We start from the raw sequence: 25,675 nt of genomic DNA, 5'->3' as shown, positions 1-25,675 counted from the left end.
ATTCGTCCAGCGTCGGGTGAATGGCAGATCTGTTCCACTGGTCCACGCCTCCGTGCCGCGCTCCTGCGAATTTCTCGGCGGGGAGGGTGGAACGGTACTGCCAATCTCCATGAGGTGTGCGGGAGGTGGGAACCTCGGCGGCTCGGGCCGGGCGGGGGGCTGATACGCCGCGCGGCGGCTCGGCGCAGTGCCGGGCCGCCGCGGGAGGAGCCTCGTCAGGAGCTGATCGGTCTCTGAGCCCCGTCGGGGAGGGTCAGCCGAGGTCGACCTCCGGGTAGAGCGGGAAGCCGGCCACGAGGTCGGTCGCCCGGTGGGAGATCTCGTCGGCGATCTTCGGGTCGAGGACGTGGGCCGCCTTGGAGGGGGCGCCGGACTTGGTGGTGCCGGACTCGGTGGTGGTGAGGACGCGGTCGATGAGGCCGGCGACCTCGTCCATCTCTGCGGTGCCCAGGCCGCGGGTGGTCAGGGCGGGGGTGCCGATCCGGATGCCGGAGGTGTACCAGGCGCCGTTGGGGTCGGCCGGGATGGCGTTGCGGTTGGTGACGATGCCGGAGTCCAGCAGGGCGGCCTCGGCCTGACGGCCGGTGAGGCCGTAGGAGGTGGCGACATCGATCAGGTTGAGATGGTTGTCGGTGCCGCCGGTGACCAGGGTGGCGCCGCGGCGCATGAGGCCCTCGGCGAGGGCGCGGGAGTTGTCGACGATGCGCTGGGCGTAGTCCTGGAAGGCGGGCTGCCGGGCCTCGGCCAGGGCGACGGCCTTGGCGGCCATGACGTGCGGGAGGGGGCCGCCGAGGACCATCGGGCATCCGCGGTCGACCTGGTCCTTGAGGGAGTCGTCGCACAGGACCATGCCGCCGCGCGGGCCGCGCAGCGACTTGTGGGTGGTCGTGGTGACGATCTGGGCGTGCGGGACCGGGTCGAAGTCGCCGGTGAGGACCTTGCCGGCGACGAGACCCGCGAAGTGGGCCATGTCGACCATGAGGGTCGCGCCGACCTCGTCGGCGATCTCGCGCATGATCCGGAAGTTCACCAGACGGGGGTACGCGGAGTAGCCGGCGACGATGATCAGCGGCTTGAACTCGCGGGCCTGGGCGCGCAGGGCCTCGTAGTCGATGAGGCCGGTGGCGGGGTCGGTGCCGTAGGAGCGCTGGTCGAACATCTTGCCGGAGATGTTCGGGCGGAAGCCGTGGGTGAGGTGGCCGCCGGCGTCCAGGGACATGCCGAGCATGCGCTGGTTGCCGAAGGCCTGGCGCAGCTCGGCCCAGTCGGCCTCGGAGAGGTCGTTGACCTGGCGGGCGCCGGTCTTCTCCAGGAAGGGGACCTCGACGCGGTCGGCGAGGACGGCCCAGAAGGCGACGAGGTTGGCGTCGATGCCGGAGTGCGGCTGGACGTAGGCGTGGCGGGCACCGAAGAGCTCGCGGGCGTGCTCGGCGGCCAGGGACTCCACCGTGTCGACGTTGCGGCAGCCGGCGTAGAAGCGGCGGCCGACGGTGCCCTCGGCGTACTTGTCGCTGAACCAGTTGCCCATGGCCAGCAGGGTGGCCGGGGAGGCGTAGTTCTCGGAGGCGATCAGCTTGAGCATCTTGCGCTGGTCGGTGACCTCCTGGCCGATGGCGTCGGCGACGCGCGGCTCGACGGCGCGGATGACGTCGAGGGCGGCACGGAAGGCGGTGGACTCCGTGGAAAGGTGGGCGGAATTCTCAGGCATCGGGGACCTCCGGACGTGGCGTACGGCGTGCTCGGTTCGGCCCAGGCGCACGGCACTCTTTCCCGCTCGGGCCGCTCCCTGATGGTCCGTCCCATCCCTGCGCGCCAGTCACGGCCCGCTCGTCAGCCTACCGGGCGCGCCGGGCGCGGCAGATCCCGCGTCCACCATGCGAGCGAGAGTAGGAAGGAGGTCACCGTCGAGTCCGCTTCGCTTCCGGGAGAGGCCGTGACCACTGCTGAGGACCTCATTGCCGCCGCCGACGCGCACTGTGCGCCGACCTATCGTCCGCTGCCCGTGGTCGTGGCCACGGCCGAGGGGGCGTGGATGACGGATGTGGAGGGGCGCCGCTATCTGGATCTGCTGGCCGGGTATTCGGCGCTGAACTTCGGGCACGGCAACCGGCGGCTGGTGGCGGCGGCGCGGGCGCAGCTGGAGCGGGTGACGCTGACGTCCCGGGCCTTTCACCACGACCGGTTCGCCGCGTTCTGCACGGAGCTGGCCGAGCTGTGCGGCATGGAGATGGTGCTGCCGGTGAACACCGGGGTGGAGGCGGTGGAGAGCGCGGTGAAGACGGCCCGGAAGTGGGGGTACCGGGTGAAGGGGGTGCCGGCGGAGATGGCGAAGATCGTCGTCGCGGGCGGCAACTTCCACGGGCGGACGACGACCGTGATCAGCTTCTCGACGGATCCGGAGACGCGGGCGGACTTCGGCCCGTACACGCCGGGGTTCGAGATCGTGCCGTACGGGGATCTGACCGCGATGCGGGCGGCGTTGACGGAGAACACGGTCGCGGTGCTGCTGGAGCCGATCCAGGGCGAGTCCGGGGTGATCGTGCCTCCGCCGGGTTATCTGGCGGGGGTGCGGGAGCTGACCCGCGAGCGGAACGTCCTGTTCGTGGCCGATGAGATCCAGTCGGGGCTCGGGCGGACGGGGCGGACCTTCGCGTGTGAGCACGAGGGGGTGGTGCCGGACGTGTATGTGCTGGGGAAGGCGCTGGGTGGCGGGATCCTGCCGGTGTCGGCGGTGGTGTCGAGCGCGGAGGTGCTCGGGGTGTTCCGGCCGGGTGAGCACGGGTCGACGTTCGGCGGGAATCCGCTGGCCTGTGCGGTGGCGCTGGAGGTGATCGCGATGCTGCGGACGGGCGAGTTCCAGGAGCGGGCGGCACAGCTGGGTGAGCGGATGCTTCGTGCGCTGGAGGCTCTGCTCGGCACGGGCGCGGTGACGGCGGTGCGGGGGCGTGGGCTGTGGGCGGGGGTGGATGTGGCCCGCACGGTCGGTACGGGCAGGGAGGTGTCGGAGCGGCTGATGGACCGGGGGGTGCTGGTGAAGGACACCCATGGCCACACCGTCCGGGTCGCTCCCCCGTTGGTGATCGGCGAGGAGGATCTGGACTGGGGGCTGGAGCAACTGCGGGCGGTGCTGGCGGATGCTTAGCCGCCCCGGCGGGTGAGCCGTCTCCCGCCGGTCGCCGACCTGCTACGTGAGCCGCCCTCCAGCCCCTCGCCGCTCCGCCCCGCCGACGACCCGGCGCCATCGCCCGCTCCGCGGCGTCGGCCGGCCGCTCCTCCTCGCCCAGCTGCCCGCCGGCCCCCGGCCCGTCGGCCGCACCGCCCGTCGGACGCGCGGGTCCGCTTCCACCTCGCCCGTCGTCCGCTCCGGCCCGGCGGGCGTCCCGTGCCCCTCGTCCGTTCCCGGGCGCCGGGTCCCGCCGGCGGGCGGCGGGCGTCACCGGAGGGGGATGTCGGTGCCGTGCTGGTCGGTGGGGCGCGGGCCGAAGATGCGGCGGTCGGCCGGGGTGATGGGGACGTCGTTGATGCTCGCCTCACGGCGTCGCATCAGGCCGTGCTCGTCGAACTCCCAGAGTTCGTTGCCGTAGGAGCGCCACCACTGGCCGTCGCGGTCGTGGCACTCGTACTGGAAGCGGACGGCGATGCGGTTGCCGTGGAAGTCCCAGAGGCTCTTGCGCAGCGCGTAGTCCTGCTCACGCTGCCACTTCTCGGTCAGGAAGGCGACGATCTCCTCGCGGCCCTGGAGGAACCGGTCCCGGTTCCGCCAGGTGGAGTCCGGGGTGTAGGCGAGCGCCACACGGTGGGGATCGCGGGTGTTCCAGGCGTCCTCGGCCGCCTGGACCTTCTGGCGGGCGGTCTCCTCGGTGAACGGCGGGTAGGGCGGGCGGTCTTCGGGCACTCTGGCCTCCTCAGGTTGAGAACGAGCGTTCTCCATCACTGGGGCTAAGGTAGAGAACGATCGTTCTCATCGTCAAGGAGACCCGGATGCCGGCCCCGATCACCGAGGAACAGAACCGCCTGGACCGCGAGGCGCTGCTGGACGCGGCGGAGGCGCTGTTCTACGCGCGCGGCATCCAGGCCGTCGGGATGGACCAGGTGCGCGCGGCGTCCGGGCTGCCGCTGAAGCGGATCTACCGCCTCTTCGCGACGAAGGAAGACCTCGTGGTCGCCGTGCTCGAACGGCGCGACCGGCGCTGGCGGGCGAGCCTCGCCGCCCGCGTGGACCCCATACCGGACCCCCGCGAGCGGGTGCTCGCGGTCTTCGACTGGCTCGCCGAGTGGTTCGCGGAGCCCGGCTTCCGCGGCTGCGCCTGGATCAACGCCCACGGTGAACTCGGCTCGTCGTCCGAGCCGGTCCTGGCCGAGGTCCGGTCCCACAAGCAGGCGTTCCGCGACCAGCTCACGGCGTGGGTGCGGGCCACCGGGGCGCCGGTGGCCGAGCCGGTGTTCCTGCTCGCCGAGGGGGCCATCGTCACCGCCGGCATCAGCGGCGACCCTGCTCCCGCCCGGCAGGCACGCGCGGCCGTCGCGGCGCTGCTCGGCGGCCGGCCGCGGCACCCGGACGGCGACGACACCCCAGAGGTCAGAGGATCACGTGGGGCAGGAAGCGGGCGTACTCGTCGGTGATCAGGCCCGAGGACTCACGGATGCCGAGGCCGGCGGCCTCGTCCCGCACCACCCAGGCACCGAGGACGACGTGGTTGCCGTCGAAGGCGGGCAGCGGGGCGAGCTGCTGGTAGCAGCAGGGCTCGTCCCGGGGCACGGCGGGCGCTCCCGGCCGGTGCACGGTGACGCCCTCGCCCTCGCGGCCCAGCAGGGGCTTGGCGACGTAGCCCGGGCCGGAGGCCAGTTCCCGGGGGCCGTCGAGGTAGGCGGGGAGCAGGCTGGGGTGGCCGGGATACAGCTCCCAGAGGATCGCCAGCAGCGCCTTGTTGCTGAGCAGCATCTTCCAGGCGGGCTCGATCCACAGGGTGCTGCCGGTGCCGCCGCCGTTGTCCAGGGTGTCCAGGACGTGTCCGCCGAAGGCGTCGGTGGTGAGCCACTCCCAGGGGTACAGCTTGAAGATGCCGCGGATGAAGCGGAGCTGGTTGTCGACGAAGCGGCCGGAGAGGGTGTCCCAGCCGATCTCCTCCATGGAGAGCCAGTCGGTGTCCAGCCCGGCCTGCTCGGCGGTCTCCTTCAGATAGGCGACCGTCATCAGGTCCTCGCCGAGTTCGTCGACGGAGGAGTGCGCGAAGTGCAGCGGACTGCCGGGAGGGAGCAGCGCGGCCTGTACCCGCCAGGCCTCGACCAGGCGTTCGTGCAGGGAGTTCCACTGGTCGGCACCGGGGAAGCGGTCCTCCATCCAGAACCACTGCGGGGAGGCGGCCTCCACCAGCGAGGTCGGGGTGTCGGCGTTGTACTCCAGCAGCTTGGCCGGACCGGTGCCGTCGTAACGGAGGTCGAAACGGCCGTAGACCGAGGGGAGTTCGGCGCGGCGGTGCCAGGCCTCGGTGACCGCGGCGGCCACCCGCGGGTCGGTGATGCCGAGGTCGGCGAGGCGGCCCTCGGCGACGAGGTGCCCGGCGGCGGCGAGGCACATGCGGTGCAGTTCCTCGACGGTCTCCTCCAGCGCCTCGACCTCGTCCAGGGAGAAGACGTAGTAGGCGCTCTCGTCCCAGTAGGGGCGCAGCGAGCCGTCGGGGTGGCGGGTGAGCGGGTAGATGAGTCCCTGTTCCTCGACGGTCCGCTGCCAGTCGGGCCGGGGAGTTGTGGTGCGGCGTTCCATGTGGGGTGTCCGGCGCGTTCCGTCAGCCGCCGGAGCTGCCGTGGCCGCCGCCGAAGCCGCCGCGGTGGACTCCGCCGCTGCCGCCGGAGGAACCGCCGGAGCCCTTGCGGGGCTTGGTGAAGGAGCCGCCGTCCACCCACGAGCCCTTCTTCTTGCCGCCGTAGTACCAGCTGCCGTCGACGGACGCCTTGGTGGACTTGCAGTTCTTGTCCGAGACGACCTTGTAGCCCTTGGCGTGGTTGTAGCTGTCGCGGTCGACGCAGCGCTTGTCCGGGTCGGAGGAGCAGGCGGTGAGGGCGGCGGCCAGCAGGCCCATGCCGCCCAGGACGACCGTGCCCGAGCGAAGTTGTCGTCGTACCTGTGCCATGGTGGTGTCTCCCCCGTCGGATGCGGTGTTCGGCGGTCAGCCTAGAGATCGGTGTGAGTACCCGCGCAAGGGGGCCCACGAACTCCCGTTCCCCTAGAGTCGCTTTCGTGTTCTTTGGAATGGTGTGCGCCCTGGGGGCGGCGGTCTGCTTCGGCACCGCGACGGTGTTGCAGGCGATGGCCGCGCGGGCGGCCGGTACGGGTGGTGGGGGCGAGGCGGCACTGCTGCTCCGGGCGCTCAGGCAGTGGCGGTACATGGCCGGGCTGGCGCTGGACGGGCTCGGTTTCCTGTTCCAGATCGTGGCGCTGCGGTCGCTGCCGATCTACGCGGTGAGTGCCGCGCTGGCGGCGAGTCTGGCGGTGACGGCGGTGGTGGCGGCACGCCTGCTGCGGGTGCGGCTGAGCGGCACGGAGTGGACCGCGGTGGCGGTGGTGTGCGCCGGTCTCGCGATGCTGGGGCTGGCATCCGGGCCGGAGGGCGAGGAGGGCGGCTCGGACTCGTTGCGGTGGGTGATGCTCGCCGTGGCGGTCGGGATCCTGCTGCTCGCCTTCGCGGCCGGGCGGCTGTCGGGGCCGGCGCGGGCGCTGGTGCTGGGACTCGGGGCCGGGCTCGGATTCGGGGTGGTGGAGGTGTCGGTCCGGCTGATCGACGGCCTGGCGCCGGCGGACCTGTTCGCCAACCCGGCGGCCTACGCGCTGCTGATCGGCGGCGGCGCCGCGTTCATGCTGCTCACCTCGGCCCTCCAGCGGGGCTCGGTGACGACGGCCACCGCCGGGATGGTGATCGGCGAGACGATCGGACCGGCGGCGGTGGGAGTGGTCTGGCTGGGGGACCGTACCCGGGAGGGGCTGGCCTGGCTGGCGGTGCTGGGGTTCGCGGTGGCGGTGGTGGGTGCCCTGGCGCTGGCCCGCTTCGGGGAGGCACCGGTGGCCGAAGACAGCTGAGGCCGCCGACCGGCTCCGCCGCCGCGGCGATGCCACTCCGGTTCGCTCGGGACGGGCGAAGGAGTCGGGATGCCTGATCGATGCCACCTCGGCCGATCCGTCGAATTCCCTGCCGAGCAGTCCGAGGACCCGGAAGCTGCCGGTCAACTCGGCGACGGTCCCCGCGGTTCGCAGGATCCGGGTTCCGCAGCCCCGTAAAGCCGGCCGAAACGGCCGGAAGCCGCACACCGCCGAGCCGCCCCGCAGCCAGGGCGCCCGCCACTGCGCATGCGACTCACCAACGGCCCGACCACGTCGGGACCGTGCGCATACCGGTGACGAGAAGCGGTGGGTTCACCGGGCGCCCGGAAGCGGCGGAATCCGACACCGCGGACCGCGCGGACGCACCCGCCTGCAGGCCCTGGCGCGGGACGCTTTCGCCGCATCCGCGGACAGCCCTCCCGACCCACCCGGGCGGCCACGCCTGCGCGAGGCAGCTCACCGTGCACTGCGATGACCCTCACGTCGGTGGACGCCGGGCAGCTCTCCTCCACGCGGCCTCCGGCGAGGGAGTCGGTGTCGGCCGCTCACGGCAGCACCCGGCACAGCGCCTCCAGCGCCCCCGACCACGCGCTGTCCGGTGGCGTGCCGTATCCCACCACCAGCGCGTCCGGTGACCCGGTGACGGCCTGCGGATGCCGGTGGAAGGACAGGCCGTGCAGGGCCAGCCCCTGCCAGGCCGCCGCCTGGACCACCGGCTGCTCCGTGCCCGGCGGCAGCCGCAGCACCGCGTGCAGCCCGGCCGCGATCCCCGTCACCCGTACCTCGGGCGCCCGGTCGGCCACGGCCGCGGCGAGGGCGTCGCGGCGGCGCCGGTAGCGCAGGCGGGAGGAGCGGACGTACCGGTCGTACGCGCCGGAGGTCAGGAACTCGGCGAGGGTCAGCTGCTCCAGCACGCCCACGGTGTCGATGCGCCCCTTGGCCGCGGCCGCCTCCTGCGCCAGCTCCGGCGGCAGCGCCATCCAGCCCAGCCGCAGTCCGGGCGCGAGGGACTTGCTGGCGGTGCCCAGGTAGACCACCCGGTCGGGGTCGAGGCCCTGGAGGGCACCGACGGGCTGGCGGTCGTAGCGGAACTCCCCGTCGTAGTCGTCCTCCAGGACCAGTCCACCGGTGCGCCGGGCCCAGTCCACGACGGCGGCCCGCCGGTCGGGGTGCAGGGCGGTGCCCAGGGGGAACTGGTGGGCGGGCGTCAGCAGAACGGCACCCTCGGTGGTCAACGGGCCCGGGTCGGTGCCGAGTTCGTCGTACGGCAGTGCGGGCGTGGCCAGTCCCGCGGCGCGCAGCAGCTCCCAGGCGGGCGGAAGCCCGTACGACTCCACCGCCACCGCCCGGGCCCCCCGCGCCCGCAGCACCGTGCCGAGGACGCGCAACGCGTGCGAGAAGCCCGCCGTGATCACGAGGTTGTCCGGGCCGGTGCGCACCCCCCGGGCGCGGGCCAGGTAGCCGGCGAGGGCCGTGCGCAGTTCGGGGCGGCCGCGCGGGTCGCCGTAGCCGAGGGCGTCGTGCGGGGCGGTGGCCAGGGCGCGGCGGGCGGCCTTGAGCCACTCCGTGCGCGGGAAGGCGGCGAGGTCCGGAGTGCCCGGGATCAGGTTGTGGGCGGGGCGGCCGGGTTCCCGGAGACCGGGCCCGGCCGCCGCGGGGGGGCGGCGGCACCACGGCCCGCTGCGCCACTCGCGTCCCGGAGCCCTGCCGGGCGGTCAGCCAGCCCTCCGCGACCAGGTCGGCGTAGGCCTCGGCGACCGTGTTGCGGGCGATGCCGAGGTCGGCGGCGAGGGAGCGGGAGGAGGGCAGCCGGGTGCCGGAGGCGAGGCGGCCGGTGCGCACGGCGTCCCGCAGCGCGTCGGTCAGGCCCCGGCGCACCCCGGCGGTGCCGGACCGTTCCAGATGCAGGTCGACGCCCAAAGTGGCCCATGGATTCGCCATGGAAATGGACCATACTCCTGGGCTGCCCGGCTCCTAGGGTCGACGTCATGAGCACCGCAGAACACACCGTCGAGTACGCCGCCGAACGCGCCCCGCGGCTGCGCTGGGCCCAGCACGCGCCCGAGGTCTACAAGGCCATGATCCGGCTGGACGCCGCCGCCGGGCAGGGGCTGGACCCGAAGCTGTACGAGCTGGTGAAGATCCGCGCCTCGCAGCTCAACCACTGCGCCTTCTGCCTGGACATGCACACCAAGGACGCGCTCGCGGCCGGCGAGAGCGTGGAGCGGATCGTGCAGCTGAGCGCGTGGGAGGAGTCACGGCACTTCTACACCGGGAAGGAACTGGCGGCGATCGAGCTGACCGAGGCGGTCACCGTCCTGACCGACGGCTTCGTGCCGGACGAGGTGTACGACCGCGCGGCCGGGCACTTCGATGAAGCCGAACTGTCCCAGCTGATCGCCGCGATCGCGGTGATCAACGCCTGGAACCGGTTCGGCGTGGCCACCCGGATGGCCCCGGGCCACTACCGGCCGGGGCAGCACCGGTGAGCCGTACCCAGGTACTGGACCGGGAGGTCGGGCGGGCGATGTCCGCGCTGAGCGCGGCTGCCAAGAAGGGGCTGGGGGATCCGGTCCTCGCCGAGCTGGTCATGATCCGTGCCTCGCAGCTCAACCACTGCGCCTTCTGCCTGGACATGCATCTGCGGGCGGCCCGCGAGAACGGCGTGCCGGAGAGCCGCCTGCAGCTGCTGAACGCCTGGGAGGAGGCCGAGGACCTCTACAGCGAGCGGGAGCGGGCCGCTCTGGCGCTGACCGAGGCGGTGACCGTTCCGACGGACGGTTTCGTACCGGACGAGGTGTACGACGCCGCCGCCGGGCACTTCGGGGAGGCCGAGCTGGCCCACCTCGTCGCCCTGATCACCGTCATCAACGGCTGGAACCGGATCATGGTCAGCCATCGCGTCCCACCGGGGGGTCACCGGCCGTGAGCAAGATCGATGTCTTCCGCGCGCTGCATCTCCGGCGCGCCCAGGGCGATCCGCTCGTGCTTCCCGGCCCGTGGGACGCGGCCAGCGCGCGGGCCTTCGTGGCGGCCGGGTACCCGGCGCTGGCCACGCCGAGCGCGGGTGTGGCCGCCTCCCTCGGGTACGAGGACGGGCAGACCCCGGTCGACGAGATGTTCGCGGCCGTCGCCCGGATCGCGCGGACGGTGGACGTGCCGGTGTCGGCGGACGTCGAGGGAGGGTACGGGCTCGCTCCGGCGGAGCTGGTGGAGCGGCTGCTGGAGGCGGGGGTCGTGGGGTGCAACCTCGAGGACTCCGAGGCCGGTGTCCTCAAGGACCCGCAGCGGCAGGCCGAGTTCCTCGCCGAGGTGCGCTCGACGGCCGCCGGCCGGCTGTTCGTCAACGCCCGCGTCGATGTCTTCCTCCACGGCGACGGTGACCCCGAACGGGCCATCGAGCGAGCCGCGTTGTACGTGGCGGCGGGCGCCGACTGCGTCTATCCGATCCTGGCCCCCACGGACCTCATGCCACTGCTGCGGTCCGGGATCGAGGGTCCGCTGAACGCGCTGGCCCGGCCGGACGGGGACGGCCCCTCGCCCGCCGCGCTCGGGGAACTCGGGGCCACCCGGGTCACGTTCGGACCAGGTCTGCAGCGGCGGGCCACGGCGGCGCTACGGGAGATCGCCGCCGGCCTCCATGGGCCGGTCCCGCCCGGTTCAGCGGGCTGACCACGGCGGTGCGGCCGTGCCTCGCGGCCCGCAGGGCACCGTCCGGCCGGCGCCACAGGGTCCGCCGGACGGTGCCCGTCCGCTCATCCGACGCAGCCGGGCACCACCGACGGGCTGCAGTTGGTCGGGATGTTGTCCTTGATGACGGAGTGCTTGTTCACCACGGTGCTGCCGGGGCCGTTGAACACGCCTCCGGGAGGGCCGCCCGCCGTGTTCCTTGTCACGCGGCTGAGGTTGAGGACCAGGGTGGAGCCGGGATTGACGTTGTAGACACCGCCCGCCTGGCGCCCGGCCGAGTTGTTCTTGATGGTGCTGCCGTTGAACGTGGCTTTGCCGCCGCCCGCGTTCGTGACGCCCCCTCCGTGGTCCCGGGCGGCGTTGTCGGCGATCGTGCTGCCGTTGACGGTCATCTGCGAGTCGTTCCACAGGCCACCGCCGTCACCGGCGTCGACGTGGTTGTGGGTGACGGAGCTGTCCTCGATCGTGACCGAGCCGTCGTTGAGCACCCCTCCGCCGAAGAAGCTGCGGGCCCCGTTGTCGTAGATTTTGGTGCCGGTGACGGCGGCGGTGCCGCCGGACTCGACGGCCAGGCCACCGCCGAACAGTGCGGCCGTGTTGCCGGCGAGCCGGGATGCCTTGAGCTCCACGGTCCCCCGGTCGTCGATGCCCCCGCCGTCGCCGGCGGCGGTGTTGTCCTTGACCGTGACGGACTTCGCGCGCAGTGTTCCGCCGCGCTGGACGAGGATGCCTCCGCCGTCGCCGGTCACGTCGCCCTTCTCGACCGTGAGATCCCGGAGCACCGCTGTCCCGCCGACCGCCACGTCGAGGAGGCGGAAGTGGGCCGCGCTGCCCGGGTCGCGCCGCAGGACGGCGCCGTTGCCCACGAAGGTGATCGGGACGGTGATGGCGGGAGTCGCGTCCTGACCGGTGTAGGGCGTCTTGAAGTCGTAGACACAGTGCCGGGCGAGCACGATCGTGCCCTTGCCGGCGGCGTTGGCCTTGACGATCGCGGCGTTGAGGGCCGCCGTGCCGCAGCGCACGTGCGTGTCGGCGTGGGCGACGGCGGTGCCGGCGACCGAGGTGAGTCCCGCCACGAGACAGACGGCCAGGGACCGGGCGGTACTCCTGGTGCGGGCGGGCGCAGGACGAGGATGACGCATGAAGGCCTCCTTGGTGCCGCTTCTGGGGCCCTGGACACCCATCACGTCCTGTACGCGCTCCGGGGGACCTGACGGGGGATCGTCGTGGGCGCATGGTCCATGCCCGCTGGCCTTCCGTTCCTCGCGCGGTAGCGCCCAGATCCACCCGCATGGCGTGGCCGGTCACACCCCTGCCGGGGGGACGAAGGGATCCGGCCTGCCGCGGGCCGCCCCCCGTGCCGGGGCACGGATGCCCGTACCCCGGCGTCGCCACGCTCAGCGGCCCCGCGGCCTCAGGACAGCCACTTCTCCCACACCGCACGGTGGCCGTCCACCCACTTCTTCGCCGCGTCCTGGGGCGACATCTTCCGGTCGGCGATCATCAGGGAGACCTCGTTCTGGTCCTCGGTCGTCCAGGTGAACTTCTTCAGGAAGGCCGCCGCCTTGCCGCCCGACCTCGCGAAGTCGGCGTTGAGGTACTTCTGCAGCGGGGTGTGCGGGTAGGAGCAGGTGATCTTCGCCGCGTCCGCGTCGCAGCCGTCCTTGTACGGCGGCAGCTTCACCTCCGTCATGGGCACCTTCTCGAACAGCCACTGGGGCGAGTACCAGTAGGTCAGGAAGGGCTTCTTCTCCTTGGCGAACTGCTTCATCTGGGTGATCTGCGCCGCCTCGGAACCGGCGAAGACGACCTGGTAGTTCAGCTTCAGGTTCTTCACCAGGGCCTTGTCGTTGGTGACGTACGACGGGGAGCCGTCCATCAGCTGGCCCTTGCCGCCGCTCTCCGCGGTGCGGAACAGCGAGGCGTACTTGTTCAGGTTCTTCCAGTTCGTGATGTCCGGGTGCTGCTTGACGAGGTACGTCGGCACGAACCAGCCGATGTGCCCGGTCACGCCGAGGTCGCCGGCGTGCGCGATCGTCTTCTTGTCCTCGACGTACCGCTTCTCCTGGTCCGGGTGGCCCCAGTCCTCCAGGAGCGCGTCGACCCGGCCCTGGCTGAGCGCGTCCCAGGCGGGCACCTCGTCGACCTGGACGGTGTCGACGCGGTAGCCGAGCTTGTGCTCCAGCAGGTACTGGGCGACGGCCACGTTGGACTGTGCGCCCACCCAGGACTGCACGGACAGGGTGACGGTCTTCGAGCCCTGCGCGTTGGCGAACGGCGATGCCTGTTTGGTCATGTCGGCGGCGCCGCAGCCGGTGAGCAGCGTCAGCGAGCCCGCCGCGGCGACCGCGGCCGTCGTCATGGCTGAGTTACGGAATCGCATGTCAGGCTCCCTTCTTCGAACGGCGCTGCGTCGGCTGGGTCACCCGGTCGAGCATCAGGCCCAGGCAGACGATGGCGGCACCGGCGACGAGGCCGGTCGCCAGGTCGCCCTGGGCGAGGCCGAAGGCGACGTTGTAGCCGAGGGCGCCACCGCCGACCAGGCCACCGATGATGACGACGGCGAGGACCAGGACCACGCCCTGGTTGACGGCGAGCAGCAGGGACCGCTTGGCGAGCGGGAGCTGCACCTGCCACAGCTGCTGGCGACCGGTCGCGCCGAGCGAACGCGCCGACTCCAGCGCGGCCGCGTCGACCTGGCGCAGGCCCTGCGCGGTGATCCGGACGACGGCCGGGAGGGCGTAGACGACGGCCGCGGCGACGGCGGGGGCGCGGCCCACGCCGAACAGGGCGACGACCGGGATCAGGTACACGAACTGCGGCATCGTCTGGAAGACGTCCAGGACGGGACGCAGGGCGCGTTCCACGCGGTCGCTGCGGGCGGCGGCGATGCCGATCGCGAAGCCGAGGACGAGGGTGACGGCGACGGCGGCCAGCACCTGCGAGAGGGTGTCGAGCGACGGCTCCCAGACTCCCAGCACGCCGATGGCGGCCATGGCGAGGACCGCGGTCAGCGCGGTGCGCCAGGTGCCGATCAGCCAGGCCAGAGCGGCGACGGTCAGCAGCACCGACCACCAGGGCAGCCACTGCAGGCCGCTGCGGACCGGGTCCAGGATCCAGGTGGTGAAGTGGCCCGCCCAGTCGGCGGTGCCGCCGACGACCGGGACGCCGGAGTACAGGTGGGCGGTCATCCAGTCGACGGCGCGGTTGACCGGTTCGGCGATGTTCAGGGTCCAGCCGGTGGGCCAGTCGAGGCCGCCGAGGAGGCGGGTGGCCAGGGCGATCGCCACGGTGACGGCGAGGGCGTACGGCCAGCCGATCGTCCGGGGGCGGTCGCTCGCCGGGGTGCCGGATCCGGCGGCTCCGGTGACGCGGTCCAGGACGATCGCGAGCAGCACGATCGGGATGCCGGCCGCGAGGGCCTGGCCGACGTCGACCGAGGCGAGGGCCTGGTAGACGCGGTCGCCGAGGCCGCCGGCGCCGATCACGGACGCGATGACCGCCATGGACAGCGCCATCATGATCGTCTGGTTGAGGCCGAGCAGGAGTTCCTTGCGGGCCAGCGGGATGCGGGCGGTGAGCAGCCGCTGGCGGCGGGTCGCGCCGAGCGACTCCACGGCCTCCAGGACTTCGGGGTCGGCGCCGCGCAGTCCGAGCGCGGTGAGGCGGGCCATCGGCGGGGCGGCGTAGACGACGGTGGCGAGGACGGCCGCGGGGACGCCGATGCCGAAGACCAGGACGACGGGGAGGAGGTACGCGAAGGCCGGGAGCACCTGCATGGTGTCCAGCACCGGGCGCAGGGCGCGGTCGAGGCGGTCGGAGAGGCCGGCGCCGAGGCCGAGGACCGCGCCGACGGCGACGGAGGCGAGGACCGCCGCGACCATGAGCGCGAGGGTCTGCATGGTCGGCACCCACATGCCGAGGGCGCCGCAGGCCAGGAAGGCGATCGTCGTGCCGGCGGCCAGGCGCACTCCGGCGACGCGCCAGGCGACGAGGGCACCGAACGCGGTGACGCCGGTCCAGCCCGCGGCGAGGAGGGTGAGGTAGACGGCGCGGACGGAGAGGACGACGGCGTTGCTGACGTAGCCGAAGAAGTACAGGAACAGGGGGTGGCTGTCCCGGTTGTCGATGACCCAGTTGCTGGCCGTGGTGAGGGGTTTGTCGAGGTGGACGGTCAGCTCGTGGGGCCAGGACCCGCTGCCGAAGCGGCCGTTGAGGAACGGCAGGAGGACGGCGGTGAAGAGGGCGAGCAGGAGGAGCTTGCCGGCGGCCCGGCTCTTGAGGATGCGCGGTTTGCCGGTACCGGAGGTCGGGAGACTGAGCGTGGTCATCAGACGGCCTCCGGGGTGGTACTGGCCTGGGAGGGGATGGCCTGGGCGCGCGGGGCCCGGGTGGCCACGCCGGCCACCACGTCCAGCAGCTGTTCGTGGTCGACGATGCCCAGGCACTTGCCCTCGTCCATGACGCGCGCCGGTTCTCCCGCCCGTGCCACGGCCTCGATCGCCTCGGCGACCGTGGCCTGCGGCCGGACCGCGGGGCCGCCCGCCGCCTCCTCGGCGGACGCCGGACGCATCGCCGTACGGCAGGTCATCACCTGTTCGCGCGGGACGTCGCGGACGAACTCGCGGACGTAGTCGTCGGCCGGGGAGCCCACGATCTCCTCCGGGGTGCCCAGCTGGACGACCTTGCCGTCGCGCATCAGGGCGATGCGGTCGCCGAGCTTCAGGGCCTCGGACAGGTCGTGGGTGATGAAGACCATCGTGCGGCCCTCCTCGTGGTGCAGGCGTACCACCTCTTCCTGCATGTCCCGCCGGATGAGCGGGTCCAGGGCGCTGAAGGGCTCGTCGAAGAGCAGGACCTCGGGGTCGACGGCGAGGGCGCGGGCCAGGCCGACGCGCTGGCGCTGGCCGCCGGACAGCTGGCCCGGGCGGCGCTTCTCCAGGCCTTCCAGGCCGACCTTGGCGACGACCTCGGCGGCCCGCTCGCGGCGCTCGGCCTTGCCGACGCCCTGGATCTCCAGGCCGTAGGCCACGTTGTCGAGGACGGTGCGGTGCGGGAGCAGGCCGAAGTGCTGGAAGACCATCGCGGCGCGGTGGCGGCGCAGTTCGCGCAGGCGGCCCTTGTCCATCGCGCGGACGTCCTCGCCGTCGATGGAGATGGTGCCGGCGGTGGGTTCGATGAGGCGGGTGAGGCAGCGGACCAGGGTGGACTTGCCGGAGCCGGAGAGGCCCATGACGACGAAGACCTCGCCCTTGCGGACGTCGAAGGAGACGTCACGGACGGCGGCCGTGCAGCCGGTGCGGGAGCGGAGTTCGGCGGGGTCGAGGGCGGCCAGTTCCGGGTCGGCCGGGATGCGCTCGGCCTTCGGGCCGAACACCTTCCACAGGCCGGAGACCGAGAAGACCGGCGCGTCGGTGGTGGGGGGCTTGCGCGTGGGCACGGTGGGAGTCATCGGGCGTCACTTCCGATCAGGTCGACGGCCTTCTCCCCGACCATGAGCACCCCGATCATCGGGTTCACGGCGGTCATGGTGGGGAAGACGGACGCGTCGGCGATGCGAATTCCTTCGAGGCCGCGGATCTTCAGCTCGGGGTCGACCACGGCGAGTTCGTCGTCGGCGGCGCCCATCTTGCAGGTGCCGGCGGGGTGGTACACGGTGTGCGCGACCTTGCGGGCGTACTCGCTCAGCTCGGCGTCGCCGGTGATCTCCGGGCCGGGGCAGACCTCGCGCTTGAGCCAGCCGGCCAGCGGTTCGGACTTGGCGATCTCACGGGCGATGCGGATGCCGTCGACCAGGGTCCGGCCGTCGTAGTCGTCCTCGTCGGTGAAGTAGCGGAAGTCGAGGGCGGGCTTGACGGAGGGGTCCGCGCTGGTCAGGTAGAGGCGGCCGCGGGACTTCGGCTTGGGGATGTTCGGGGTCATCGACACGCCGTACTGCGGGCGCTCGTAGCCGAGGCGCTCGGGGTTGTCGGTGAAGGGGATCTGGTAGAAGTGGAACATCAGGTCCGGGCCCGCGTGGTCGGGGTCGCGGCGCACGAAGAGGCCCGCGTCGGAGTCCATCGCGGAGTTCTCCGGGATCGGCCCGTGGGTCTCCCAGACGATCACCGACTCGGGGTGGTCGAGCAGGTTCTCGCCGACGCCCGGCAGGTCGACGACGACCGGGATGCCGAGCGCTTCCAGGTCCGCGCGGGGGCCGATGCCCGAGTGCAGCAGCAGGCGCGGGGAGTCGACGGCGCCCGCGCACAGGACGACCTCGCTCCGGGCGCGTATCAGCAGTTCCTCGCCGTCCTTGGTGCGGACGTGGACGCCCTCGGCGTGGGTGCCGTTCAGCTCCAGCCTGTGCGCCCAGGTCTCCAGCAGGACGGTGAGGTTGGGGCGCTCGTCCATGACCGGGTGCAGATAGGCCACGGACGCGGAGGAGCGCTTGTTGTTCTCGGGGTGGTAGGCGAGGTCGAAGAAACCGACGCCCTCGGTGAACGGTTTGCGGTTGAAGCCCTCGACCCGGGGTACCCCGAGCGCCGACTGGGCGGCGTCGACGAAGTCGCGGGCGATGGCGTTCCGGTCCTTCTCGTCGACGGAGACGATGTTGTTCTTCAGGCGGGCGAAGTAGGCCTCCATGGGGACGGCGCCCCAGCCCTTGGCGCCGGCCTCCTCCCATTCGTCCCAGTCGGAGGGCAGGGGCTTGAAGGAGATGAGGGTGTTGTGGGAGGAGCAGCCGCCGAGGACGCGGGCGCGGCTGTGCCGGATGTGGGAGTTGCCGCGGGGCTGCTCCACCGTGGGGTAGTCGTAGTCGAGGTCGCCGCCGAGCAGGCCCATCCAGCGGCGCAGGGTGAGGACGTCGTCGCGGCCGACGTCGCTCGGGCCGCCCTCGATGACGGCGACGGTGACGTCGGGGTTCTCGGTGAGGCGGGAGGCGATGACGGAGCCCGCGGTGCCGCCGCCGACGACGACGTAGTCGTAGACATGGGGGGTGTGGGACATGGGGGTACTACTCCAGGGGGGTGTTTCCGGGCGGGACGGGCGGGGCTCAGCCGGCGAACCAGCGCACCGGCTTGGGCGCGAGGTTCTGGTAGACGTGCTTGGACTCGCGGTACTCGGCGAGGCCCGCGGGGCCCAGCTCGCGGCCGGTGCCGCTCTTGCCGAAGCCGCCCCACTCCGCCTGCGGGAGGTAGGGGTGGAAGTCGTTGATCCAGACGGTGCCGTGGCGCAGCCGGGCGGCGACGCGCCGGGCCCGGCCGGGGTCGGCGGTCCAGACGGCGCCGGCGAGGCCGTACTCGGTGTCGTTGGCGAGGAGGACGGCCTCGTCCTCGGTGCGGAAGGTCTCGACGGTGAGGACGGGGCCGAAGACCTCCTCGCGGACCACCTTCATCTCGCGGTGGCAGGCGTCGAGGACGGTCGGCTCGTAGAAGTAGCCGTTCTCCGGGCGGACTTCGTCGGCCGCGGGGCGCTTGCCGCCGCAGCGCAGCACCGCACCTTCCGCCAGCGCGGAGGCCACGTACGCCTCGACCTTGGCGCGCTGCTGCTCGGAGACGAGCGGGCCGCACTCGACGCCGGCCTCGGTGCCGCGTCCGAGACGGATACGGCCTGCGCGGCGGGCGAGTTCGGAGACGAAGCGCTCGCGGACGGACTCCTCGACGATGAGCCGGGAGCCGGCCGAGCAGACCTGGCCGCTGTGGATGAAGGCCGCGTTGAGGGCCTGGTCGACGGCGGTGTCGAAGCCTTCCTCGGTGGCGCAGGCGTCGGCGAAGACCACGTTGGGGTTCTTGCCGCCGAGTTCGAGGGCGACCTTCTTCACGGTGGGGGCGGCGGCCTGGGCGACCTTGGTGCCGCTGAGCAGGCCGCCGGTGAAGGAGACCAGGTCGACGTCGGGGTGCTCGGCGAGCCGGGCGCCGACGGTGTGGCCCGGGCCGGTGACGACATTGGCCACGCCGGCGGGCAGGCCGGCCTCCGCCAGCAGCTCGATGAGCGCGACGGTGGTCAGCGGGGTGATCTCACTGGGCTTGATCACGAAGGTGTTGCCGGCGGCGAGCGCCGGTGCGACCTTCCAACTCGCCTGAAGCAGCGGGTAGTTCCAGGGCGTGATCAGTGCGCAGACACCGACCGGCTCGTGTACGACGACGCTGTGGATGTCGGGTGAGCCCGCGTCCACGACCCGGCCGGGGGCCTCGGCGGCCACGAGGTCGGCGAAGTAGCGGAAGGCGTCGGCGACACAGTCGATGTCGATGCGGCCCTCCTCCACGGTCTTGCCCGCGTCCCGGCTCTCCAGCAGGCCGAGCTCCTCACGGTCGCGCACGAGGAGGCCGGCGACGCGGCGCAGCAGGGCGGCGCGTTCGGCGACGGGGGTGTGGGGCCAGGGGCCGTGGTCGAACGCCTGCCGCGCGGCGGCGATCGCGCGCTCCGCGTCCTTCTCGTCGCCCTCCGCTACCACGGCGAACGGCCGGGCGTCCGCGGGGTCGAGGATCTCGCGGGTCGCGCCGGAGATCGCGTCCAGCCACTCGCCGCCCGCGTGGATGGTCGCCGACGTCTGTCGTTCCGTTCTGTCCGCCATGATCGGTGTTGCCTTCCGTTCCTGTTCCGTGCCCCTGTGTCACAGGCGTGACCGGCTCGGGGACCGTGGCCGCCTGCCCCGGGCCGTCGCCCCGCATGCGCAATTCATGGCCGAACGTGCGCGGCGTCACTGAAAACAGGGTCGAAAACGTACGAAAGCGGGCTACATCTGGATCATTAGCTCCCTCACGCAGTCCCGCAGCCACGCATGGGCGGGGTCGGCGTCGTGCCGCGGGTGCCAGGCGAAGCCCACCTCGACCGAGGGGAGGGGGAGGGGGATGTCGAAGGTGGCCAGACCGAGGGCGTCGGCCATCGGGCGGCCGTGGGAGGTGATCAGCCCGATCAGGTCGGTCTCGCGCAGCACGAACAGCGAGGCGAGGTAGGTGCCGACGCTGCCCACCACCCGCCGGGTCAGGCCGAGGGCGGCGAGCGCGTCGTCGACGGGGCCGCGCTGCCTGCCGCGCCGGGAGACGATCAGGTGGCCCGCCTCCCCGGCGAACCGCTCGGCGGTCAACTCCCCCTGGAGCAGCGGGTGCCCGGCCCGTACGACGCCCACCATGCGCTCCTCGTACACCGTCTCCACATGCACCTCGGGCGCGACCGTGTCGATCACCCCGACCTCCAGGTCGGCGGTGCCCTGGCGCAGGAACGGGGCGTCCACATGGCTCTCGGACAGGAAACGCAGGCGGATGCCGGGAGCCTCGCGGGCGGCGCGGGCGAAGAGGGCCGATCCGTGGGTGGCGGCGGTGGCGTCGTGCCCGATGATCGTGAAGGTGCGGGAGACCGTGCGCAGATCGGTCTCCCTGCCCGGTGCGAACAGGGCCCGGGCCCGCTCCACCACCGCGCTCACCTCGGCGCGCACGGCCAGCGCGTGCGGGGTGGGCACCATCCGGCGCCCGGCCCGCACCAGCACGGGGTCACCGATCACCTTGCGGATCCGGCCGAGGGTGCGGCTCATCGCCGGTTCGGACAGATGGAGCCGCTGGGCGGCGCCCTGGACGCTCTGCTCCTCCAGCAGGACGTCCAGCGCGACCAGCAGATTCAGATCGAGGCCCATGGATTGCGTCATGTGCAGGTATTCCTTGCGAAGGTTGCACTGGAAAGCAAGTCGCCCGCGAGCCTACGGTGAGAGCGCGCCGATGCGCATCCCACACCCACCACCGAGCTCCCCGGGAGGAGCCGTGCCCGCGCACGCCCTGAAACGACCCACCCTGCTCGCGCTGTGCGCCTGCGTTCTCGTCGCCCAGAGCATGGTGGCCGCCATCAACCTCCTCATCCCGCAGCTGGCGTCCTCGTCGCTGCACCCCTCGCACACCGAGGTCCTGTGGACGGTCGACGCCTACATCATCGTCTTCGCGGGCCTGCTCATCCCGGCCGGCGCGCTCGGTGACCGGTACGGCCGCAAGGGCGCCCTGCTCACCGGGCTCACCCTGTTCGCTGCGGGCGCCGCCACCAGCGCGCTCGCCTCCGCCCCGGCGGCCCTGATAGCCGGCCGGGGCCTGTCCGGGGCCGGGGCCGCACTGATCACCCCGGCCACCCTGTCGATCCTGATGCGGCTGTCCGCGCCCGAGCACCGGGCCCGCTCGATGGGTGCCTGGACGCTGTCGCTCGGTCTGGGCGGCGCGGCGGGCAACCTGGGCGGCGGGCTGGCCGGCCAGTTCCTCAGCTGGCGGGCGCTGTTCGCGGTCATGGTCCCGCTCGCGGCCGTCCTCGCCGTGGCCGCCGCGGTCACCGTCCCGCGCACCGAACGCTCCACCCGCAGCAACCCCGACCCGCTCGGCACCCTGCTGCTCACCGCCGGCCTGGTCGCGGTCCTGTTCGGCATCATCGAGGGCCCGACCTACGGCTGGACCTCCGCCCGCATCATCGGAGCGTTCACCGCGGGCACGCTGCTGATCGCCGCCTTCACCGGGCACGGCCTGCGCTCGTCCGCGCCGCTGTTCGACCCGCGCGTCTTCGCCTCGGCGCGCCTGCGGGCGGCCTCGCTGGGCACGGCCACCGGCTTCTTCGGCCTGTTCTCGCTCTTCTTCGTCAACTCGCAGTACCTGCAGGACGTGAAGGGCTTCGGCGCCGCCGTCACCGGAGTCGCGATCATGCCGCTGGCGGTCGGGATGGCCCTCGCGCAGAAGCTGGCCACCCGCTGGGCCGACCACCCCCGCGCGGTCATCGGCGCCGGTCTCGCCCTGATCGGCCTCGGCCTGCTGGGCGCGTCGACGGCGGACGCGGGCACCCCCTACGCGCTGTTCGTGTGCTGGCTGCTGCTCATCTCGGCGGGCGCCGGACTGTCGATGCCCGCGCTGACGCTCGGCGTCGTCACCTCGCTCCCGGCCCACCAGGCGGGCCTCGGCTCGGGCCTCGGCACGACCGCCCGGGAGACGGGCGCGGCCCTGGGCGTCGCGGTCACGGGCACGGTCCTCTCCGCCCACAGCGACCTGCTCCACGGCATGGGCCCGGCACTGCGGACGGTGGGAGTGGTGGTGCTGGCGGCGACGGCACTGGTGACCGCCGGGTACGGAAGGCGCGCCGGAGGGGCGCGGGGCCCTGCCGGAAACGCGGCCACCGCCGCGCGGGCGCGGGCAACCACCACGGCCCCGAACCCGGCCGCGAGCGCGCAGACGCAGGGCGGGTAGCCGCCCCGCACACGCCGAACGCCCGGCACCCCCGAGAGGGGCTGCCGGGCGTTCGGCGTGTCTGCGGAATCCTCAGATGAGGCCCAGCGAGCGAACCGCCTCGCGCTCCTCCACCAGCTCCTGCACGGACGCGTCGATGCGGGCGCGCGAGAACTCGTTGATGTCCAGGCCCTGGACGATCTCGTACTTGCCGTCCTTGGTGGTGACGGGGAACGAGGAGATCAGACCCTCCGGGACACCGTAGGAACCGTCCGACGGGATGCCCATGGAGGTCCAGTCGCCCTCGGCCGTGCCGTTGACCCAGGTGTACACGTGGTCGATCGCGGCGTTGGCGGCGGAGGCGGCCGACGAGGCACCGCGGGCCTCGATGATCGCGGCACCGCGCTTGGCGACGGTCGGGATGAAGTCCTCGGCCAGCCACTTCTCGTCGCTCACGACCTCGGCGGCGTTCTTGCCGGCGACCGTGGCGTGGAAGATGTCCGGGTACTGGGTGGCGGAGTGGTTGCCCCAGATGGTCAGACGCTTGATGTCCGCGACCGTGGAGCCCGTCTTCTTCGCCAGCTGGGTCAGCGCGCGGTTGTGGTCCAGGCGGGTCATCGCGGTGAAGCGCTCGGCGGGGACGTCCGGCGCGGCGGCCTGCGCGATGAGCGCGTTGGTGTTGGCCGGGTTGCCGACGACGAGGACCTTGATGTCGTCCGCGGCGTGGTCGTTGATGGCCTTGCCCTGCGGCTTGAAGATGCCGCCGTTGGCCTCCAGCAGGTCGCCGCGCTCCATGCCCTTGGTGCGCGGACGGGCGCCCACCAGCAGCGCCACGTTGGCGCCGTCGAAGGCCACGTTCGGGTCGTCCGTGATGTCGATGCCCTGCAGCAGCGGGAAGGCGCAGTCGTCCAGCTCCATGGCCGTGCCCTCGGCGGCCTTCAGGGCCGGGGTGATCTCGAGGAGGCGCAGGCGGACCGGAACGTCCGCGCCGAGCAGCTGGCCGGAGGCGATGCGGAAGAGCAGGGCGTAACCGATCTGGCCGGCCGCGCCGGTGACGGTGACGTTCACGGGAGTGCGGGTCATGGCGTTCTCCGTATGACAGCTGGCGGTGGGGCGTCCCTGCCCCGGGCGAATGATCGATCTCTTGGCGTCAAGAGATCGATCCAGCGGTCAGGCTATCGCGCATCCGGCATGCCGGACGTCCGGGGCCCTGTGGCCCGTCCCACAGAGTGACACGAAAAGAGAGGCGGCCGCCCGTCCGGGAGAGGGAAGACGGAGACGGCCGCCGGTGGGGGGTACCGGCTCACCGGACTCCCGTGGGGGTAACGTTCGCGTGCCCAGGATGCGGCCCGCCATGCACGCCGTCTCCGAATCCACCCGTCCTGGTCCCCACTCCTTCACTACTTCGTGCAGCCGGTCCGTCCCGAGGCGAGAGTGGCGCAGGCCTTGGCCTCGGCCGCGTCCTTCACCGCCACCATCGGGGTGTAGGCGATGCTGTCCCCGGGGCTGGTGATGTCACCGGTCTGCCGGGCCTTCCCCGCGGACACCTCCACCTTGTCGCCCTGCGTGGCGCCGGTGATCCGGCCCCAGGCGGTGCCGCAGGCCCTGCTGTAGCGGACTTCGAGGGTGGTGGTGCCGACGGTGGCGGTCTTGGCGGTGGTCACCAGGTCGCCGCTGCAGCCCATGGCCTCGGCGTCCTTGCCGGTGCAGGCGGACCCGGCGCACTTGACCCCGGCGGGCGGGCTCGGGTCGGCGCCGGCGCTCGGGGAGGACTTCGTGGCGGCGGCCGCCTGCTTGCCGCCGTCCCGGTCGGTGAAGAAGAAGACGCCGGCGATCACGACGAGCACACCGACGAGCCCCGCGAGGAACATCGTCAGCCGCTGCCGGTTCGCACTCCCCCCGGCCGGGGACCCCGGCCGGGGGACCTGCGGCTGCCCGCCGTACGGGTTCGGGGCCGCCGCACTCCAGCCGGACCCGCTCCCGGCCCCGTCCCCGGACCCGCCCACGGCCCCCACCCCGGCACCGGCACCGGCACGGACACTGGAATCGGCACCGGCACCGGCACCCGCACCCGCACCCGACCGGACTCCGGCCCGCGACGGCCCCTGATACCCGGCGAGCCCCCAGGAGTTGCCCCCTGAGGACGCACCACGCCCGTCGTCCCCCTCACCTGCCTCAGCGGTACCGGAGTCACGCCCAGCACCAGAACGCGCAGCATCACCACCGGCAGGCCCCCGCCCCGCCCCCTCCCGGGCATCCGCGTCCGCCCCCGTCGGCTGGGCGGGGATCGTCGGGGAAACGCCCGCGGGGCCGGCGACGCCCGGGATCGCGGTGGTGCCGGAGCCCTTGCGGTCGGCGGTGTCCCCGGCCGCGTCGGCCGCTCCGAAGTCGCCCAGCGCGGCCCGCGCCTGGGAGATCCGGATCGCCTCCATGGTGCGGTCGTGCCGCATCTCCGCCCGGCTCCAGGCGCGTTCGGCCAGCTCCCACATGGTGGTCAGATGGATGGGGCTGGTCCCGGTGACCTCCGCGAGCGCGACGATCGCCCCCTTGGGCGCGAGGAGCCGCCCGCCCAGGTAACGCTCCCAGGACGTCTTGCTGTAACCCGTGCGGTCGGCCAGTGCGGCCACGCTCAGGCCACTGCGGTCCACCAGCCGCCGCAACTGGCTGGTGAACTCCTTGATCTGCGGATCCAGTTCCTCCGGCAAGGCTTTCCAACGAGGCATCGCCTTCCCCCTTTTTCCCCCGGTCGGTGCTCTTCGTCTCGCGCGGTCCCCGGCCCGGCCCCACGGTCCGGTACCCGTCCTGGCTACCCACAGGGATGCGCTGCCTAAGGGTCCCAGTTCCCGGAGCGGGGGCGCACGGGAGCATGCGGCGCGGTGATCATGCACCCGGCACCACGGGGCCTTCGTAACGTATCCCGAACTGTCCGGACATCGACACCGGACGGACACATGAGACGGCGCGCGGACACCGTAGCGGAACCGTCACTTCCGTGCCACAGCGCAAAAACAGCCATTGAACAGGCAGTTCACGGACGGAAGGCTGAAGTGCGACGGCGGCCCGTCCCTCTTCGGGGGAGGGGACGGGCCGCCGTTCCACGCGGGGCCGGGGACTCAGCCGCCCGGGGTCACCAGACCGGTCTCGTACGCCAGCACCACCGCCTGCGCCCGGCTGTCCAGGTCGAGCTTGCTCATCGCGCGGTTGAGATGGGTCTTCACGGTGGCCTCGCTGATGTGGAGGCGGTCGGCGATCTCCAGGTTGGACAGCCCGCGCGCGGTGAGTTTGAGGACCTCCACCTCGCGGGAGGTGAGCCCGTCGAGGTCGGGCGGGGGCGCGCTGTCGGCGGCCGGGGCCTGCTGCCGGGCGAAGGCCTCCACCAGGCGCCGGGTGACGCTGGGCGCGAACAGCGCGTCACCGCCGTCGACCGCGGTGACCGCCGCGAGCAGCCGCTCCGGCCCGGAGTCCTTCAGCAGGAACCCTGCGGCCGCGGCGCGCAGCGCACCGTACACGTACTCGTCGAGGTCGAAGGTGGTCAGCACGAGCACCCGGGGCGGCCGGTCGGCGGCCTGGGCGAAGATCCGCTCGGTGGCCTCGATGCCGTTGACGCCGGGCATCCGGGTGTCCATGAGGACGACGTCGGGGCGGGTCTCGGCGGCGAGCCGTACGGCGCGACCGGCAGATGGGCGAGGGCGACCAGTGCGTAGGCGCGGGCGTCGAGTTCCGGCCAGCCCTG

At 72.6% G+C, this 25,675-nt stretch carries 21 protein-coding genes and 1 pseudogene; 7 read left to right on the top strand and 15 right to left on the bottom strand.

Features of this window, described 5'->3' with window-relative positions; genetic code table 11:
- Positions 1-253 precede the first annotated feature (253 nt).
- Positions 254-1,708 (bottom strand): glycine hydroxymethyltransferase, encoded by a 1,455-nt coding sequence (locus ACIHEJ_RS26010; RefSeq protein ID WP_400139036.1) that lies wholly within the window; start codon positions 1,706-1,708, stop codon positions 254-256.
- A 225-nt stretch (positions 1,709-1,933) separates the two neighbouring features.
- Between ACIHEJ_RS26010 and rocD the strand changes: the two genes are divergently transcribed.
- On the top strand, positions 1,934-3,142 hold the full coding sequence (gene rocD / locus ACIHEJ_RS26005) for an ornithine--oxo-acid transaminase (RefSeq protein WP_400139035.1): 1,209 nt from the start codon (positions 1,934-1,936) through the stop codon (positions 3,140-3,142).
- Positions 3,143-3,433: 291 nt separating this feature from the next.
- Here the strand turns inward: rocD and ACIHEJ_RS26000 are convergent, their stop codons facing one another.
- Positions 3,434-3,931 carry a nuclear transport factor 2 family protein gene (locus ACIHEJ_RS26000; protein ID WP_400139034.1) on the bottom strand — a complete coding sequence of 166 codons (498 nt, stop codon included), beginning with the start codon at positions 3,929-3,931 and terminating at the stop codon, positions 3,434-3,436.
- Positions 3,932-3,981: 50 nt separating this feature from the next.
- Here ACIHEJ_RS26000 and ACIHEJ_RS25995 point away from each other — a divergent pair, with 50 nt between their 5' ends.
- The gene (locus tag ACIHEJ_RS25995; protein ID WP_400139033.1) at positions 3,982-4,623 is read left to right on the top strand and encodes a TetR/AcrR family transcriptional regulator; all 642 of its coding nucleotides are present in this window, start codon (positions 3,982-3,984) and stop codon (positions 4,621-4,623) included.
- Here the strand turns inward: ACIHEJ_RS25995 and ACIHEJ_RS25990 are convergent.
- Together ACIHEJ_RS25990 and ACIHEJ_RS25985 are read right to left on the bottom strand one after the other, a co-directional pair.
- On the bottom strand, positions 4,580-5,764 hold the full coding sequence (locus ACIHEJ_RS25990; protein ID WP_400139032.1) for a glutathionylspermidine synthase family protein: 1,185 nt from the start codon (positions 5,762-5,764) through the stop codon (positions 4,580-4,582). The genes ACIHEJ_RS25995 and ACIHEJ_RS25990 overlap by 44 nt on opposite strands.
- A 22-nt stretch (positions 5,765-5,786) precedes the next feature.
- Complete coding sequence (locus ACIHEJ_RS25985) at positions 5,787-6,131, bottom strand: hypothetical protein (RefSeq protein WP_400139031.1); 345 nt, start codon at positions 6,129-6,131, stop codon at positions 5,787-5,789.
- A 119-nt stretch (positions 6,132-6,250) separates the two neighbouring features.
- Between ACIHEJ_RS25985 and ACIHEJ_RS25980 the strand changes: the two genes are divergently transcribed.
- Entirely contained in the window at positions 6,251-7,075 is an 825-nt protein-coding gene (locus ACIHEJ_RS25980; protein ID WP_400139160.1) for a DMT family transporter, read from the top strand.
- Positions 7,076-7,641: 566 nt separating this feature from the next.
- Here the strand turns inward: ACIHEJ_RS25980 and ACIHEJ_RS25975 are convergent.
- Positions 7,642-9,037, bottom strand: a pseudogene (locus ACIHEJ_RS25975) (PLP-dependent aminotransferase family protein).
- A gap of 47 nt (positions 9,038-9,084) precedes the next feature.
- Between ACIHEJ_RS25975 and ACIHEJ_RS25970 the strand changes: the two are divergent.
- Genes ACIHEJ_RS25970 through ACIHEJ_RS25960 form a run of 3 tightly spaced genes read left to right on the top strand, consistent with a single transcriptional unit; the run spans position 9,085 to position 10,768 of the window.
- Positions 9,085-9,585 carry a carboxymuconolactone decarboxylase family protein gene (locus ACIHEJ_RS25970; RefSeq protein ID WP_400139030.1) on the top strand — a complete coding sequence of 167 codons (501 nt, stop codon included), beginning with the start codon at positions 9,085-9,087 and terminating at the stop codon, positions 9,583-9,585.
- The gene (locus ACIHEJ_RS25965; RefSeq protein ID WP_400139029.1) at positions 9,582-10,025 is read left to right on the top strand and encodes a carboxymuconolactone decarboxylase family protein; all 444 of its coding nucleotides are present in this window, start codon (positions 9,582-9,584) and stop codon (positions 10,023-10,025) included. The genes ACIHEJ_RS25970 and ACIHEJ_RS25965 overlap by 4 nt, the downstream gene beginning before the upstream one ends.
- Complete coding sequence (locus ACIHEJ_RS25960; protein ID WP_400139028.1) at positions 10,022-10,768, top strand: isocitrate lyase/phosphoenolpyruvate mutase family protein; 747 nt, start codon at positions 10,022-10,024, stop codon at positions 10,766-10,768. Before ACIHEJ_RS25965 ends, ACIHEJ_RS25960 begins: the two co-directional genes overlap by 4 nt.
- Before the next feature lie 83 nt (positions 10,769-10,851).
- On the opposite strand, the gene ACIHEJ_RS25955 is transcribed toward ACIHEJ_RS25960, so the two are convergent.
- From ACIHEJ_RS25955 to ACIHEJ_RS25925, 7 genes are all read right to left on the bottom strand, one after another.
- Positions 10,852-11,928 carry a hypothetical protein gene (locus tag ACIHEJ_RS25955; RefSeq protein WP_400139027.1) on the bottom strand — a complete coding sequence of 359 codons (1,077 nt, stop codon included), beginning with the start codon at positions 11,926-11,928 and terminating at the stop codon, positions 10,852-10,854.
- Between the two features lie 272 nt (positions 11,929-12,200).
- Positions 12,201-13,148: an ABC transporter substrate-binding protein gene (locus ACIHEJ_RS25950; protein ID WP_400139159.1), complete on the bottom strand. Its 948-nt coding sequence runs from the start codon at positions 13,146-13,148 to the stop codon at positions 12,201-12,203.
- A 22-nt stretch (positions 13,149-13,170) separates the two neighbouring features.
- Positions 13,171-15,117, bottom strand: a complete 1,947-nt coding sequence (locus ACIHEJ_RS25945) for an ABC transporter permease (RefSeq protein WP_400139026.1) — start codon at positions 15,115-15,117, stop codon at positions 13,171-13,173.
- Entirely contained in the window at positions 15,117-16,238 is a 1,122-nt protein-coding gene (locus ACIHEJ_RS25940; protein WP_400139025.1) for a glycine betaine/L-proline ABC transporter ATP-binding protein, read from the bottom strand. Before ACIHEJ_RS25940 ends, ACIHEJ_RS25945 begins: the two co-directional genes overlap by 1 nt.
- Complete coding sequence (locus ACIHEJ_RS25935) at positions 16,235-17,767, bottom strand: GMC family oxidoreductase (protein ID WP_400139024.1); 1,533 nt, start codon at positions 17,765-17,767, stop codon at positions 16,235-16,237. The genes ACIHEJ_RS25940 and ACIHEJ_RS25935 overlap by 4 nt, the downstream gene beginning before the upstream one ends.
- A 46-nt stretch (positions 17,768-17,813) precedes the next feature.
- Entirely contained in the window at positions 17,814-19,334 is a 1,521-nt protein-coding gene (locus ACIHEJ_RS25930; protein ID WP_400139023.1) for an aldehyde dehydrogenase family protein, read from the bottom strand.
- A 162-nt stretch (positions 19,335-19,496) separates the two neighbouring features.
- On the bottom strand, positions 19,497-20,402 hold the full coding sequence (locus tag ACIHEJ_RS25925) for a LysR family transcriptional regulator (RefSeq protein WP_400139022.1): 906 nt from the start codon (positions 20,400-20,402) through the stop codon (positions 19,497-19,499).
- 112 nt (positions 20,403-20,514) lie between these two features.
- On the opposite strand from ACIHEJ_RS25925, the gene ACIHEJ_RS25920 reads away from it, so the two are divergent.
- Positions 20,515-21,963 (top strand): MFS transporter, encoded by a 1,449-nt coding sequence (locus tag ACIHEJ_RS25920; RefSeq protein WP_400139021.1) that lies wholly within the window; start codon positions 20,515-20,517, stop codon positions 21,961-21,963.
- A gap of 72 nt (positions 21,964-22,035) precedes the next feature.
- Here the strand turns inward: ACIHEJ_RS25920 and ACIHEJ_RS25915 are convergent, their stop codons facing one another.
- The 3 genes from ACIHEJ_RS25915 to ACIHEJ_RS25905 form a co-directional block, all read right to left on the bottom strand.
- Positions 22,036-23,025, bottom strand: a complete 990-nt coding sequence (locus ACIHEJ_RS25915) for a malate dehydrogenase (protein WP_400139020.1) — start codon at positions 23,023-23,025, stop codon at positions 22,036-22,038.
- Positions 23,026-23,342: 317 nt separating this feature from the next.
- The gene (locus tag ACIHEJ_RS25910; protein WP_400139019.1) at positions 23,343-24,665 is read right to left on the bottom strand and encodes a DUF2690 domain-containing protein; all 1,323 of its coding nucleotides are present in this window, start codon (positions 24,663-24,665) and stop codon (positions 23,343-23,345) included.
- 390 nt (positions 24,666-25,055) lie between these two features.
- Entirely contained in the window at positions 25,056-25,670 is a 615-nt protein-coding gene (locus ACIHEJ_RS25905) for a LuxR C-terminal-related transcriptional regulator (protein WP_400139158.1), read from the bottom strand.
- Positions 25,671-25,675 lie beyond the last annotated feature (5 nt).

Origin of the sequence: Streptomyces sp. NPDC052301 (assembly GCF_044593395.1) — a bacterium.
Classification (GTDB): Bacteria; Actinomycetota; Actinomycetes; order Streptomycetales; family Streptomycetaceae; genus Streptomyces.
This window is presented reverse-complemented; position numbering and strand designations above follow the sequence as displayed.

Excerpts from the sequence above, each read along its gene's own strand:
- ACIHEJ_RS25930 (WP_400139023.1), bottom strand. The coding sequence starts at position 19,334 with ATGGCGGACAGAACGGAACGACAGACGTCGGCGACCATCCACGCGGGC.
- ACIHEJ_RS25985 (WP_400139031.1), bottom strand. The coding sequence starts at position 6,131 with ATGGCACAGGTACGACGACAACTTCGCTCGGGCACGGTCGTCCTGGGC.
- ACIHEJ_RS25945 (WP_400139026.1), bottom strand. The coding sequence starts at position 15,117 with ATGACCACGCTCAGTCTCCCGACCTCCGGTACCGGCAAACCGCGCATC.
- ACIHEJ_RS25950 (WP_400139159.1), bottom strand. The coding sequence starts at position 13,148 with ATGACGACGGCCGCGGTCGCCGCGGCGGGCTCGCTGACGCTGCTCACC.
- ACIHEJ_RS26010 (WP_400139036.1), bottom strand. The coding sequence starts at position 1,708 with ATGCCTGAGAATTCCGCCCACCTTTCCACGGAGTCCACCGCCTTCCGT.
- ACIHEJ_RS25990 (WP_400139032.1), bottom strand. The coding sequence starts at position 5,764 with ATGGAACGCCGCACCACAACTCCCCGGCCCGACTGGCAGCGGACCGTC.
- ACIHEJ_RS26000 (WP_400139034.1), bottom strand. The coding sequence starts at position 3,931 with ATGGAGAACGCTCGTTCTCAACCTGAGGAGGCCAGAGTGCCCGAAGAC.
- ACIHEJ_RS25935 (WP_400139024.1), bottom strand. The coding sequence starts at position 17,767 with ATGTCCCACACCCCCCATGTCTACGACTACGTCGTCGTCGGCGGCGGC.
- ACIHEJ_RS25955 (WP_400139027.1), bottom strand. The coding sequence starts at position 11,928 with ATGCGTCATCCTCGTCCTGCGCCCGCCCGCACCAGGAGTACCGCCCGG.
- ACIHEJ_RS25940 (WP_400139025.1), bottom strand. The coding sequence starts at position 16,238 with ATGACTCCCACCGTGCCCACGCGCAAGCCCCCCACCACCGACGCGCCG.
- ACIHEJ_RS25925 (WP_400139022.1), bottom strand. The coding sequence starts at position 20,402 with ATGACGCAATCCATGGGCCTCGATCTGAATCTGCTGGTCGCGCTGGAC.
- ACIHEJ_RS25915 (WP_400139020.1), bottom strand. The coding sequence starts at position 23,025 with ATGACCCGCACTCCCGTGAACGTCACCGTCACCGGCGCGGCCGGCCAG.
- ACIHEJ_RS25980 (WP_400139160.1), top strand. The coding sequence starts at position 6,251 with ATGGTGTGCGCCCTGGGGGCGGCGGTCTGCTTCGGCACCGCGACGGTG.
- ACIHEJ_RS25910 (WP_400139019.1), bottom strand. The coding sequence starts at position 24,665 with ATGCCTCGTTGGAAAGCCTTGCCGGAGGAACTGGATCCGCAGATCAAG.
- ACIHEJ_RS25995 (WP_400139033.1), top strand. The coding sequence starts at position 3,982 with ATGCCGGCCCCGATCACCGAGGAACAGAACCGCCTGGACCGCGAGGCG.
- ACIHEJ_RS25970 (WP_400139030.1), top strand. The coding sequence starts at position 9,085 with ATGAGCACCGCAGAACACACCGTCGAGTACGCCGCCGAACGCGCCCCG.